The organism is Vibrio neonatus (genome assembly GCF_024346975.1).
In the GTDB taxonomy this organism is placed as follows: Bacteria; Pseudomonadota; Gammaproteobacteria; order Enterobacterales; family Vibrionaceae; genus Vibrio; species Vibrio neonatus.
The window spans coordinates 366036-380047 of the sequence record NZ_AP024886.1 but is presented as its reverse complement, the minus strand read 5'-3'; the positions used below and the strand labels follow the sequence as shown (position 1 = coordinate 380047).

At 43.9% G+C, this 14012-nt stretch carries 6 protein-coding genes (1 of these 6 only partly in view); 1 reads left to right on the top strand and 5 read right to left on the bottom strand.

Annotation, left to right across the window (positions count from 1 at the left end; all coding sequences use genetic code 11):
• Nucleotides 1-101 precede the first annotated feature (101 nt).
• The 4 genes from OCU38_RS14255 to OCU38_RS14240 all read right to left on the bottom strand — a co-directional run bounded on the left by OCU38_RS14255 (nucleotide 102) and on the right by OCU38_RS14240 (nucleotide 5841).
• Nucleotides 102-860 carry a hypothetical protein gene (locus OCU38_RS14255; protein ID WP_261824865.1) on the bottom strand — a complete coding sequence of 253 codons (759 nt, stop codon included), beginning with the start codon at nucleotides 858-860 and terminating at the stop codon, nucleotides 102-104.
• A gap of 15 nt (nucleotides 861-875) precedes the next feature.
• Complete coding sequence (locus OCU38_RS14250; RefSeq protein WP_261824864.1) at nucleotides 876-2912, bottom strand: multiheme c-type cytochrome; 2037 nt, start codon at nucleotides 2910-2912, stop codon at nucleotides 876-878.
• A 100-nt stretch (nucleotides 2913-3012) separates the two neighbouring features.
• Nucleotides 3013-4143, bottom strand: a complete 1131-nt coding sequence (locus tag OCU38_RS14245) for a DUF3179 domain-containing protein (RefSeq protein WP_261824863.1) — start codon at nucleotides 4141-4143, stop codon at nucleotides 3013-3015.
• 54 nt (nucleotides 4144-4197) lie between these two features.
• On the bottom strand, nucleotides 4198-5841 hold the full coding sequence (locus OCU38_RS14240; protein WP_261824862.1) for a sulfatase-like hydrolase/transferase: 1644 nt from the start codon (nucleotides 5839-5841) through the stop codon (nucleotides 4198-4200).
• Nucleotides 5842-5985: 144 nt separating this feature from the next.
• On the opposite strand from OCU38_RS14240, the gene OCU38_RS14235 reads away from it, so the two are divergent.
• Nucleotides 5986-6963, top strand: a complete 978-nt coding sequence (locus tag OCU38_RS14235) for a helix-turn-helix domain-containing protein (RefSeq protein ID WP_261824861.1) — start codon at nucleotides 5986-5988, stop codon at nucleotides 6961-6963.
• Nucleotides 6964-7065: 102 nt separating this feature from the next.
• On the opposite strand, the gene OCU38_RS14230 is transcribed toward OCU38_RS14235, so the two are convergent.
• Nucleotides 7066-14012 carry the 3' portion of an Ig-like domain-containing protein gene (locus OCU38_RS14230; RefSeq protein WP_261824860.1) on the bottom strand. 25249 nt of this gene lie beyond the right edge of the window, so the window shows 6947 of its 32196 coding nt (coding positions 25250-32196); its start codon lies off the right edge, out of view; the stop codon is at nucleotides 7066-7068.

The window sequence follows — 14012 nt, the reverse complement described above, 5'->3', positions numbered from 1 at the left end:
TCTCGCTTCCAATAAATTTATGCCGTTATGACATGCCCTATTAGCTATTAATAACGGCATGTCATAACTAAAATCATCGATAATGGTGCAATAACCGACGATTACCAGTGGATGTTTAGGCCCGCTAATGGACCTTGCATCACCACATCAATGGCATATTTATTGGAATCATCCTTACCATTATCAAAATCATAGCCCATCGCGCGATAGCCAAAAAATGCAGAGCCCCAATCCATGAAGCGGTAATCAACGATTGCTGATGTATTCCAAATAAAGTCAGAGCCGCCGCCGCCCACATCTCCTCTAAACACAAACTGCCATTTATCCGCAAATTGGGTTTTCACGCGGCCACCAACAAAACCATCGTACCAAGTGTCACCTGTGCTAAAACTGGTAGGGAAAGGTAACGGCGCACCGGTAATGTCCATTGAAATATCTTGTTCTAAACGCCTAACGCCGGCCAATACTTCAAAGTTTGTATTGTCCATTTTCCCCACAACATAGCCGACACCCAGTTCGCCCATTTGATTCTTGAAGGTGACATCAACTGTGCCGCCAAATGGAGTTGTAGAGGATGGTGTTAGGGTCATATTTTGATACTCAGCAAACAGTATCAGATCCTTCTTTTGTGCTTCAAAGTGGAAAGTAAATACCGCATCTAAATTACTTAGCAGGTCATTTTTAAAATCAAGATCAAGAGGTAATGAACTCGATCCCGCTTCGGCATTACCATTTAAGTTTGATCCCCAAACAAACAAGGGGGCCAGAGAGAATTGCCAATCTTCACTTTCATTGGCAATACTGCTAGTACTGACCACACTACATACCGCAAAACTAACAATACGAACATACTTGTTCATGGTTAACTCCTTTCATTATTGTAAAAAACACTGATTGGGTAGCGCTTGGTTATTTCTTTGTAAAACGGCGCAATAAGCTTCGATATATTTAACGTCTCGGCTAATTTGGTAGGCATTGCCAATATGTTGGATCGCTTTTTCTAGATTGACGCTTTCATAAGCAAGACCGGTCACAAACTGATACTGGGCATTATTTGGCGCAACCGTTAATAACTGTTCAAATGAGGCAATTGCCACATCTAGTTGTTGTAGTCGGATATTCGCCAACCCATATTGATATAATAATTGTTCATTGTTAGGTTTACGCTTTAGCCCTTGAGCTAATATGGACGTCGCTTGCTGCTGTTTATTCTGCGTGCGATATACATTATTGAGCTTTAAATACGGAGCAACAAAATTTGGCTCGACGATTATCGCTTGCAAATAATGTTGCTCCGCGTCTTTTAAGTTTCCTTTTAACCACGCCACATCACCGATATTGCTGCGATTTGCGCCGCGATCACTAAGGTATTCTTGTATTTCCAGATATTCAGATAACACCTGATTGAGCAATGGGTCTTTTGATAACTCGCTACTATCAAGATAGATAAGCGAAGCGGCAGCCTCACTGCGAATCAGCAACACTGGATCATTTAGCAGCTGTTTTAAAACCAATTTTTGTTGCGCAACTGGCTGAGGGATCAGCGCATCTAACACACCTTGACGCATGTATTGATTGGGGTGATTGGACAATTTTTTAATGGCATTGAGACTATAAGAGTCGGCAAAATACTGCATTCTTGATAGCGCTGACGCTCGAATGATGAACGCTTGCTCTTCATCTAACGCAATATTAGCTAGTGCTTGGTTGGTGCTATTGTTGCCACTTTCTGCTTCAGAAAAAGCTAACGAAAAATGACTATTCGTTAACTTTTCATCGCGCTCAAACCACTGGTTAAGATGCTCACTTGCCCATTGATTACTCTGATCTTGATGGCAGTTCGTACAGGCATTCGGCGCGCCAGTTTTATCCGACAGTTCAGGTCTAGGGATTTGAAAGCTATGATCTTTTCGCCAATCTACTTGCATGTAATTTTGCTCGACCATATGGCAACTGGAGCATTGTTCGGTTTCTAGCCCTATTGGGTGATGTGCATGTTTTTCGGCGTTGTATTGCTCTGCGCTATGGCATTGCTGACAAAGCTGAGGCTCAGGCAGTTTTATCTTGGCGGTGTGCGGATTATGGCAATCACTGCAAGTTACCCCTGCTTTATGCATTTTCGATTGTAGAAAAGAGCCGTAGACATAGTCTTCATCAAAAATTTGCCCGTCGGGATAATACAAGTCCGAGCTGATTAAATTAAGTTTGTGTCGCTGTGAAAATTGCGGATGAAGACCGTCTTCATTAAGTTGAATACGACGACTATGGCACTGCGCACAAACGGGGTCGCTGTTAATATCTCGACGGGTTACGTCATAGGGCGTGGCGACTTTGTTGTCTTTAACATGCTGCGCAGAAGGCCCGTGGCACGCCTCACAGCCAACATTAATTTCTGACCAAGTGGTATTGTAACGATTAAGTTTTGAGTCATACCCTTTTTGCAAATTGGTTGAATGGCAGTCGGCGCACATGTAATTCCAATTTTGCCCATGGTTTAACCAAAAAAAGTCATCGCTGGGTTTATCAAACTCAGGATATAAATGAAACCAACGCTGTCCACCGTCACTTTTATCGCGGGTATCCCATGCAAAGGGAATTAATTGCACGCGACCATCAGCAAACTCCACCATATATTGCTGTAAGGGATAAATAGCAAAGGTATAGCTCACTTTATATTTATTAAATTGCCCTTGTTGATCTTTTAATGTCACCCAATATTGACCATCTTCAATACTAAAATGATATTTCTCGCCTTTAAATAATACGGTCTGATTATCAAAGTTACCTTTTACTGTTTGACTATTTGCCTCTGCCATAGCATCAAAATGTTGTGATGTTTTCCACTGCTCATGCTCTTGTACATGGCAAGATTGGCAAACATCACTTCCAACATATTCCGATGCAAATAACATCGATGAAGAGCAGAAGAATAGAAGTAAAAAAACACGAAAAACAGCGGTTAGCATTGGGAATTCAACCGTTAAGTAAGGTGGGTTGCCCCACCTATATTTGCTATTGATAAATCTCAGATTCAGGGAACCAGTGGCTCCAAATCATCCATGGCATACCAGAATATAAGTTGGCGCGAGATAACTGCCCGCCATCATATTTCCCGTATGGGTCGACGTTCACCTCTTGCCAATTTCGACTGTCATCGACTAAGTAAGCCGCTACAGTGTCAAACTTAGGGTATTGCACAAATAACACATCTTGCGCGGGTAAATGAACCACAAACTGTTGCTGCTTATCAAAATGACTTTGAGTCACGGCAACGGATTTACCATAAATGGTTACACCCCATATTTGCTCGCCTGATTCCACCCTTGGATCTGGGTCATTCAGAGTAGGAAACATGGCTACGCCTTCATAATGCGGGATCAGTGCTGTATCAAATAATTTAAGGGTTAGCTGATCAAATGCATTTGGTTTGTAATTAAAGACTTGTCCCTTTGGATACAAGGATTTAAATGCTTGCCACGTCATTCGTTGCACTGGATATTGCTGCAACTGAGTTTGGCTGTATTCTGCCGTGCCCGTCACCTGTTGAATAAGCTCGCCGCTGTTTCGGTCGGTAAAAATAAGGTTATTATGAACCTGCGCGATAACTCTAAAATCCGTTTCTTGACCGTTCATTTTAGGATTAAATGCCACCGGCAAATTACTTAATGCACAATAGGTCATCACGGTTTCTTGGCCGCCTATTTTATCACCCACAATATGGGGCAATTGCATCCAATCTCTTGGGTAGGCACGTGCATCGCCATTGATCTCTAGCACAAAGACATCGCTATCATTACTAAGCTTTTGATCGGCCTGCTCAACAGACATAAATTCCGCGCCATATTGCTGAGCTCTTAACCAAAACTCGGGCGCAAAAATATTGATAAAAAATAAACAGGCAACGATGGCTAGGCCATATAACCCAATCCATTTTTTACCTAGCAACGCCCCTTTCAGGAGTAGATAAATTGCCACTACTGCTAATGCCACGATAAAGACATTTAGCGCAACACGATATTCAAAATAGCTAAATACCCATTCCCTTGGCATATTTATCATTTGCCCTGCTTCGGTAAGGGCAATTGCACCAAACGCCCCCACTAGCAAGCTGATAATCGCTAATATAAAAGCACTCTTTTTCATTACACTTCCCTTGGTAGTGATTGGCACTGAGATTGCTCTCAGCGCCATGAGTGATTATTTTTGCCAAGACATAAAGTCAGCAACCAGTTTCTTCGTTTCAGGTCGCAAGTTTTCTACGCCAGAGTAAGGCGCACCCTTGCCTAACGGTAAATGAGGGTATTTTTCGATGGTTAACATGTGACGTTTCATCATGTCTTGGAAAGATGCTCCAGACCACAATGCCATACCGATATGTGGGTTTTCTTCACGAGGGTCGCGATAGACATTAAATACCGGCGCGGCCGCACCTGGCATGCCCGGCGCTGGCATGTGCATTTTGAATTGGTCTTTCACTACCGCCGCTAAACGCGGACCTTGGTAAACATACACATAGTCACGGCGACCATTTTTTTCACCCTCTAGCAAAAGAGCGGTCTGGTTAATACCGTCAATGACGCGGTCACGAGGAATATACTCCGTTGCTTGAGCAATCGTGGCGATGGTAGTGTATAAATCACTCACATGGATAATGTCACTGGCAGCAGTGTTAGATGGAATCGCGGCAGGCCAACGAACGTAAGCATCGGTGCGGATACCACCTTCTAGGAAATCGGTTTTACCACCACGATAAATCAGCTCACTTAACCCTGATGGACCACCGTAATGGTACATTAAGCCGTTATCAGCCATTAGGATCACCAGTGTATTATCGGCAATGCCTAATGTATCTAACTCGGTTAAAAACTCACCAAACCACGTATCTAGTAGCTGAAGTTTTTCCGCCATATAACCGCCATTTCGAGATACATTTTGTTCATTGTCATGCACAAAGTTCAGCGGATACAGTGGCCAGTATTGCAAGTAAAAAGGTTTGTCTGCTTTAGAAAGTTGTTGTAGCTGATCTATTGCTTGCTCTTGATAGCGAACGTTCATGGCGTGATAATCCGCTTGCGACCATTCATGTCCTGCCGGCATGTGTACTTCTCTGGCTTTTTGACCTTTGTAAGCTTCAAGCCCAGTAAGCATGCCTTTTGGTCGGAAGGTGTCATCAATAATAAAATCGTTGTTTTGCATTGAATCATGCCAGCCAAACAGATTATTCGCTTTTGACGCTTCTTTGGTCATTAGCGAAAGCTGTACCTGTTGATGCGCAGGAAATGCAGCAAAATCAAAACCTTGGTTATGAGGGAAAGACTGCTCTATGTCTCCTTGGTGCCATTTTCCAATGTGCGCGGTGCTGTAACCGGCTTCAGATAATACCTCGGCAATGGTCACTTCTTCTTTTGATAACCCTTCGCCAACTAAAGTCACTTTTACTTCACTTGAACCACTGCGGATTGGGTGACGCCCCGTCATCATAGCGGCGCGTGTTGGTGTACAAGATGGCTCGGTGTACATACGCTCCAACGACAAACTTTCGTTGGCAAATTGGTTAATGTTTTCGGTGTTCACTCCCATCACATGGTTCATTTTGCGGTTGCCCATTTGGCCATAGCTCAAATCATCAACCAGCATATAAATGATATTGGGACGTTTACCGCCATTCTTCTCACGGATTTCAGCCAGTTTCGCCTCGATCTGTTTATCTTGTGCTTGCCACTTTTCTCCGTGTTGCGCTTCTAAAACCCCGAATTGCGCATCGTACACAATCCCTTTCGCCATTACCGCTGTGCTGCCTGCCAACAAGCAACTCAACGTTAACATTCCCTGTATTTTCATTTTTATTCCCTCGGCTAACTGTTGCACAGATCAATTGTAATAATGAGTGTTTTTTTCTTAACAAACCAATTACTTGTATTAACATTCTATATTAGAATATGAAATGAAATATCATTAATCTGCCAACTTTGCTCTAGAGGCGCTATGCAGCCACAAACGACGCCACTTTTACACTCAATCGCCATTCCAAGCGTTGAGTTATTGAATGAATCCCTCAAGCCATGGGGGCTTGATTTTATTCAATTAGAAAAAGGCATTTTTCATACTCACTTAACGCAACTGCAGTTGCCACAAGCGGTATTACAAAAAATTTCGTTTGATAAACAAGTTTGGCAACGAGGCGTCGCCCCCGCTGAGTGTTTAAATATTGGAATAATGACCCAACACACTGGGCCTATTTGTTGGAACAACGCGCCAATCCAGTTAGACACGTTAGAGGTTTTTAGCAGTAGCGATGGATTTGACGTAATTTCCCCCGCAGGGTTTGAGGCGTACACTTTCTCGGTGCACAAAAGCGTAGTTGAGAGTTATATTGAAAAAAGTAAGCTATTAATTGATTGTGATTTGTTATTAAACTCCCACCAAATACACCTTTGTACACCTCAATATATTGATGGGTTAACTCGAATATTTTCGCATATGCTTAGCGAAACATTTAGCCATCAGTCTCCCCTTGCGCAAACCCAAACCGTGTTAGATTTAACCAACGACTTGCTTTTGCAGCTAGAAACGAAAACCGTTTTTAAGCAAAGAACGAGTAAAACTCCAAGAGATAAAGTCATTAAACGTGCGCTCGATTATATACTGGAAAATATTCACTCCCCTATTAACCTCAGCGAGATTTGCGCAATCACCCACACCAGTTTACGCACTCTAGATCGATGTTTTAAAGAGAAATTTCAGGCCTCACCGAAAACTATCATCATTGCGCTTAGACTGCATGCCTTTAGAAAAATGCTCATTTCGCACCCTGAGCAAAAAATTTATCAAACGGCTAGCTTGTGTGGTTTTTGGCATATGGGAAAATTAAGCGAAGATTATTTCAGCATGTTTGGCGAGTTACCTAGCCAAACTAAGCGAGCTAACGAACGTGCGCCTAGAAAGAGGTTAACGGTAAGTTAGAGTAAGTTGATAATACTTACAGTGATGACTTATAGGTTGCGAGCATAACAAAAACCAGCCTTTTCAGACTGGTTTTTGTTTGTCATACCCTAATACTCAGAACTAACTGTTGTGATGATGGGTAATTGGATCCACTAAGTGGTTGTCCATCTGATCGTGGGCATTATGGTTACCATCTTGGCTACCTGTATCCGCCAGATCGTGATGTTTGGCATCATGATTATGTTTATGAACCTTATGATCATGCTTATCCTCAAGTGGATTAGCAAAAGCATCATGCCCGTGTTGCTGAGCATGTTTTGGATCTTGGAAATCATCCGCCAATGGATTGTGCGCAAAATGCTTATGGGTATGAAGATGATCATCCCCATGTTTGTTATGCTCAATCTTCACATCTTTCGCATCAACACCCACCATATTCAGATAGTGACTCGCACTGTCTGATACGCTTGCGCCTTGCGTGTGACTTGCCACAGGGGCAGGAGATGCCGCAGACGTATCATGATGCTGCTGCGCAGGTTGTGCATGTGCTTGTACCATATCTAGGTATGGGTTGCTTGTTGCCGCTGTACTATGGGTTGAAGCGTCATGTTGGTCATGAGTTGTTGTGGCGACGCTTGGCATATCATCAGGCGCGTCGTGCTGCTCTGGCGCTGTGATGGTGATAGTTGGGACGTCGTCTGGTTCGTCGCTAGCACTAATCGGTAATCCATCATTATGTTTAGTATCTTTAACCTGACCTTTTGCCATATCCTCACCTGAATCTTTATTCAGATAAATTGACAGTGGATTGGTCAAATCGTTTCCATTACGATCCAAGGCATGCACTGTAATATGGAAAGTAAATTTATCCTGCGTTGTACCTGTCGTATGTACAAACAGACCATGCGCTATATCAGCTTGCGTTACAGTTTTACCTGAAATATGACCACTACCATCTGTTGTCAATACGGGATGCCAACCAGTATGAGCTATAGGATCATCAAAATAACCAACCTCTGTATTAGGTGTTGTACCATCATTTTCGCTATCAATAATAAACTGATACTGAACTCCATCTACATGATGACGTAAGTGCACTGATTGACCTAAATCAAAACGCCAATAGGTATCACCACCTTGCACATGGGCATAACTTTCATGGCGATATTTAGTACTCTTCAAATCATTGCTGCCGTCTGCATTGTTAGCATCACCACCCATAGTTCCACTATCATAAATAAGAGCCTGATCTTTAAAGGTAGGATTTGCGGGTTCATCCTTACCAGTAATAAGTACATCAATTGGCACTTTAACACCCGAGTTACTTACAACTTCAAAATGCTCAACCAAGGCATTCTTACCTTCATCAATAAGCCCTGATTGTAAAAGCTCTTCTGTTATCTGGTAGGTTGAGTGTGTTGTACCTTGATGTGAAGAAATAAATTTATCAATCTCCGCATCCGCATTTAACTCTTGAACTGCACGTTGATCATTGTTGGCATGATATGCCCAAGTGCCATCTTTTTGGAGTTCAAGGTCACCATAGCGTCCATGAATAATCTGCTTTTGGAAAGCTAAATGACTATCGCTAGGGTTAATTCCGCCCTGCGCTATTACACCATTGATATCAGCCGACGCGGTTAACATATGACCGTTGTTTGTATCGAACGTAACATCTTCGACAAGGTGTATACCCGAGCCAGGTTTAGGCGCTTCTACCGTGACATCCATTATCGTTGCCGCCGAAGTAATCTGGCGTGTTTGACCTACAACAATTTGTCCTTGGTGATCATGTACTGGTATTTCCGCAGTTTGACGCACATGAATATGATTTTTACCGATATGCGTAGCGGGCTTAGTCGCTGACCAATGAGTACCATCTGTCGAATATTCAAGATGCGCACCAGGCTGAGGTGCATCAACAGTGTAACTACCATCAGTGGTAACCCCATCACCTACTGTTCCAGTGTCATGCGTCAAATGTGCCGCGACTTCTGGCAGTTTATTCCCATATAAATTGATTTCAAAACTTGAGCTATAACTGTTACCCGCTGAGTCAATTAACTTGATTTCAAACTTACCCAAATCCGCCTTTTCACCAAATAAAAGTGCCGATTGGTCTGGGTTGTAATGACCAACACCTGATGTGTCATATGTGCGAACACCATGAGCTGGATCATGACCTGAATCATAATGAATAAACTGTTTTACGCCCGAATGTGTGCCTGAATGTACTTCAGAAACAGTTAAAACCCCTTGGTTTATACGAACACGAACACAACCGTACGGGCTTTCAATCATGAACTCACCATTGGCCCCTAGATGATAAGTTTTACCACCTATAACCATATCCGTGTGTTTTACATCCATCACTCCATTTGGATCTTTAAGGTCCATCTGCATAAACATACGTGAAGTATTGGTATTGATTTTATGTCCATGTGTATTATCGATAGGTAGACCATGTGTATGGTGCTCACTGACAAAACGTTCAAGTATATAGTGCTCGGCTTGAGCTAGTGGTTGAGAATGATCCTTTGCCGTCCAATCAGTATTAAAATATGGATCAAGTTCAGGGTGGCGATTAATATGAGAATGCGCAGTTTTAACTAACCTATTACCCGCAGCATCTGACACATGCGCACTGGCCGTCAATAAACCATCTGCAAATGAAGTTACATTTTTAACAAACTCATAATGACCCTGCGCATCAAGTGTCACTTTTATGCCATTTACAACTTCTGTGTGTACCTTGCCATCATTCACCAAATGAGTAAATCTTATTGTTTCTGTATGGGCATTATCCCCAGAGCCCTTTAGAGTAATGCTATTAAGAGTCGTACCTGCATCGATATAGCCACTAATACGAGTAGTTGTAAGCTCTGCTTCATTGATCATACCATCACTGTGGTAGTGAGTATTTTGATGGGCAGGGTTGACCCCATCATCAATCTCAACCTCAGCTGAAATTCTGGTATCAATCGTCACATTAATAGAAGCACCTGTTGATGTATTGCCATGCATATCCATCGTCTCTGCATGCAAAGTATGCAAACCCCTTGGCAATTCTTTGATATCGGTATGGAAAGTCCATTGCACCGTACCATGGCTACCTTTTATCGAGCTAAAGGTACCCTTTATAATATTACCGGTAGCATCTTTAACCACCACACCACCGGCAGATGGGTCAACATCAGGATCAACAGAGCCCAAATTGAATACGAGCTTGCCATTGGCATCGCCATGGGTGATGTTATCTTTGTGGCTTATACCCGAATCCGTACCATCGGTTAGATCGAGCGTTACTGGATTAACATGGGAATCCAACTGAGCAGTTGCAATATGAGCATCCGTAGCGGTATTACCAGCCAAATCCGTCACCGTAGCGGTGAATTTTGGCATCTCATCCTGCTTCAGGCCCGTTAATTCAGCAGCAGGAATATCGGCATGCCATACGCCTTGATTAACCACTGCGTTTACTGAGTGATTACCATTGGTATCGTGCCACGTTACAGCGACTACTTGCCCATCATCAACTTGACCAACGGTGCCTTCAACCTTAAAGCCCGCTTTTTGTTCCACAAGCTCAATCACGTCGTCTGTTGCAATATGCTTGATACTAATACCTGCATGCGTATCCAGCGTATACGTCAAGGTAGTTTGTGGAGAAATATGCCCAGATGGATCTTTTTGACGCACATCAACCGTGTAATGACCATCAATAGAATGATGCAACATTGCACCTGTAATATTTGAACCAGAAGCTACATCCGTCCAGTGTTTACCACCATCCGTTGAGAACTGCACCGTGGCACCATTAACTAGGTTAGATACGGTTAGACCATCCGTTTGGGTCACTAAATCGTGCGGATTGATACCTGTATCTGTCGTTAAATTAACATCTGGAGCATGATTTGCTGATTGACCATCAATACGAATATCAAGTGTCTCATCATGGTGATTACCCGCTGTATCTACAGTATTTAATGTAAACACTTCGTGTAGGCTCTGACCCGCTTGTAGAGCTTTAACCTCATTATTATTGGTATTCACCACATAGATGTATTCACCACCTTGCTGCAAATAGAATTTACCATAATGGCCCTGTATAGGATTCATGAGTTTACCTAGATGCAAATCATGAGTTGCAGTACCATCATTCCAGTGGACATCTTTAACCGCTTCATAATCCCCATTAGCTGCAACTTTACCTCGTTGGGCGCTACTGCCTGGAGAATCCAAGTTGTTATCCATCACATTGCCATGAATGCCAGTTTCACCATCGTGATTGAACTTAGAACCATCCGTTAACGTATGCTCTCCTGCCTTTAAGTCTTGAGAGCCTAGCATCACATGTTCGTTATCATTGGTTACATGCGCTTCCGGATCGTAGTACATATGCAGTACATTACTTGAGGCTGACACATTACCGGCAACGTCTGTTTGACGTGCCACTATATCGTGGACACCTTCGGTAAAGGTATGTACGCCTGGTTTATCCGTCGTCCATGTATTACCGCCGTCATAGCTAAATTCCACTTTGGCACCAGACTCCGCACCAGTAACCGAGACATGCGTATCCGAAGTACGTAAATCGTGTTCCTCTGCATTATGACGAGTGTAAGTGTCATGAGTAAGTTGAATTGACAGTGGCGAAACTTGAGTATCGACCGTAACGTCGGTATCACCACCTCGACCGGTATTACCATGGCTGTCCGTCACCTCAGTGTGCAATGACTGGTCACCGTCGGTTAACTTATTCGCCGTCGTTGTGAAGGTCCATTTACCGTTGTTCTGAGCAAAGGTGCCATCAATTTTATGACCTTGACTGTCTTTAACAATAACGTCTTTGGCTGGATCAACATCTGGGTTGACCGAGCCTAAATCAAACACTAACTGACCCTTTCCATCACCGTGAGTGATGCTGTCTGTCACAAGTCCTGAGTTACTGCCCGCTTGCAGTGTCAATGACACGCCATCAACATGGCTATCCACTGTTGGCGTAGACGTATCATGAACGCTGTTACCCGCAACATCCACAACCGTTGCGGTAAAGGTTGGCGTAAAGCCATCTGGAAGATTGGCGGCGCTCAGCTCTGATACTGGAATATGCGCATTCCAAGTTCCTGCGGTTTGACCGGCCGTTACCTGCGTTATCGCGTTGGCATCGGTCACGGTGTGCGTAGTGCCCTTGTCATCTGCCCAAGTGATGACCACTTGCTGACCGGCTTCTACGTGGTCAACCGTACCTGAGATAGTAAAGCCATTGGTAATTTCAGAGCCGTCTATGATGTCATCATTTGCCACGTGCGTAATGTTGATGCCGGCTTTTGTATCGACGGTGACATTAGTGGGTGCGCCTGTGGCAGTGTTGCCATGACTGTCCGTCACCTCGGTGTGCAACGCATAATCGCCGTCGGTTAGCTTGCTCGTCGTCGTGAAGGTCCATTGACCGTTATTCTTAGCAAAGGTGCCATCAATTTTATGACCTTGACTGTCTTTCACCACAACGTCTGTAGCTGGATTAACATCTGAGTTAACCGAACCTAAATCAAATACCAACTGACCCGTACCATCACCGTGAGTGATGCTGTCTGTGGTTATCCCTGAGTTGCTACCTGCTTGCAGTGTCAATGACACACCATCAACATGACTGTCCACTGTTGGTGTAGAAGTGTTTTGAACGCTGTTACCCGCGACATCCACAACCGTTGCGGTAAAGGTTGGCGTAAAGCCATCTGGAAGATTGGCGCCGCTCAGCTCCGATGCTGGAATATGCGCATTCCAAGTTCCTGCGGTTTGACCTGCCGTTACCTGCGTTGTTGCGTTGGCATCGGTCACGGTGTGCGTAGTGCCCTTGTCATCTGTCCAAGTGATGACCACTTGCTGACCGGCTTCTACGTGGTCAACCGTACCTGAGATAGTAAAGCCATTGGTAATTTCAGAGCCGTCTATGATGTCATCATTTGCCACGTGCGTAATGCTGATGCCGGCTTTTGTATCGACGGTGACATTAGTGGGTGTGCCTGTGGCAGTGTTGCCATGACTGTCCGTCACCTCGGTGTGCAACGCATAATCGCCGTCGGTTAGCTTGCTCGTCGTCGTGAAGGTCCATTGACCGTTATTCTTAGCAAAGGTGCCATCAATTTTATGACCTTGACTGTCTTTCACCACAACGTCTGTAGCTGGATTAACATCTGAGTTAACCGAACCTAAATCAAATACCAACTGACCCGTACCATCACCGTGAGTGATGCTGTCTGTGGTTATCCCTGAGTTGCTACCTGCTTGCAGTGTCAATGACACACCATCAACATGACTGTCCACTGTTGGTGTAGAAGTGTTTTGAACGCTGTTACCCGCGACATCCACAACCGTTGCGGTAAAGGTTGGCGTAAAGCCATCTGGAAGATTGGCGCCGCTCAGCTCCGATGCTGGAATATGCGCATTCCAAGTTCCTGCGGTTTGACCTGCCGCTACCTGCGTTGTTGCGTTGGCATCGATCACGGTGTGTGTGGAGCCACTTTGGTCTTTCCAAGTGATGACCACTTGCTGACCTGCTTCTACGTGGTCAACCGTACCTGAGATATCAAAACCATTGGTGATTTCAGAACTGTCAATGATGTCATCTTTAGCTACGTGCGTAATGCTGATGCCCGCTTGTGTATCGACTGTTACTGCCGTCACACTACCATCAACGTTATTACCTGCTGTGTCTGTTGCAGACACATGAAGTGTATGATCACCTTCTGGCAATGCTGTAGTATCGGTGTGAAATTCCCACTTGCCATTAGTTTCTTTTAAACTGCCGTTTACAATGTGATCAGCACTATCTTTTACTACAATGCCACCGTTTTTTGGATCGATATCTTTATCAATTGTACTTAGGTCAAATACTAAATCACCCTTATGATTCATATCATCAAAGCGGTTACCATGAGTAAGGTGATCCGCTTTATCACCAGAATTACTACTTTCTTGAAGCGTAAGAGTCACTGGCGTGATATCAGTATCAACACTAAATTGCCCATTGTGCACTGGCGTGCCACCTGCCAATGCTGGCGTAT

Coding starts and splice junctions, on each gene's coding strand:
- OCU38_RS14255 (WP_261824865.1), bottom strand. CDS start 860: ATGAACAAGTATGTTCGTATTGTTAGTTTTGCGGTATGTAGTGTGGTC.
- OCU38_RS14250 (WP_261824864.1), bottom strand. CDS start 2,912: ATGTTATTTGCATCGGAATATGTTGGAAGTGATGTTTGCCAATCTTGC.
- OCU38_RS14245 (WP_261824863.1), bottom strand. CDS start 4,143: ATGAAAAAGAGTGCTTTTATATTAGCGATTATCAGCTTGCTAGTGGGG.
- OCU38_RS14240 (WP_261824862.1), bottom strand. CDS start 5,841: ATGAAAATACAGGGAATGTTAACGTTGAGTTGCTTGTTGGCAGGCAGC.
- OCU38_RS14235 (WP_261824861.1), top strand. CDS start 5,986: ATGCAGCCACAAACGACGCCACTTTTACACTCAATCGCCATTCCAAGC.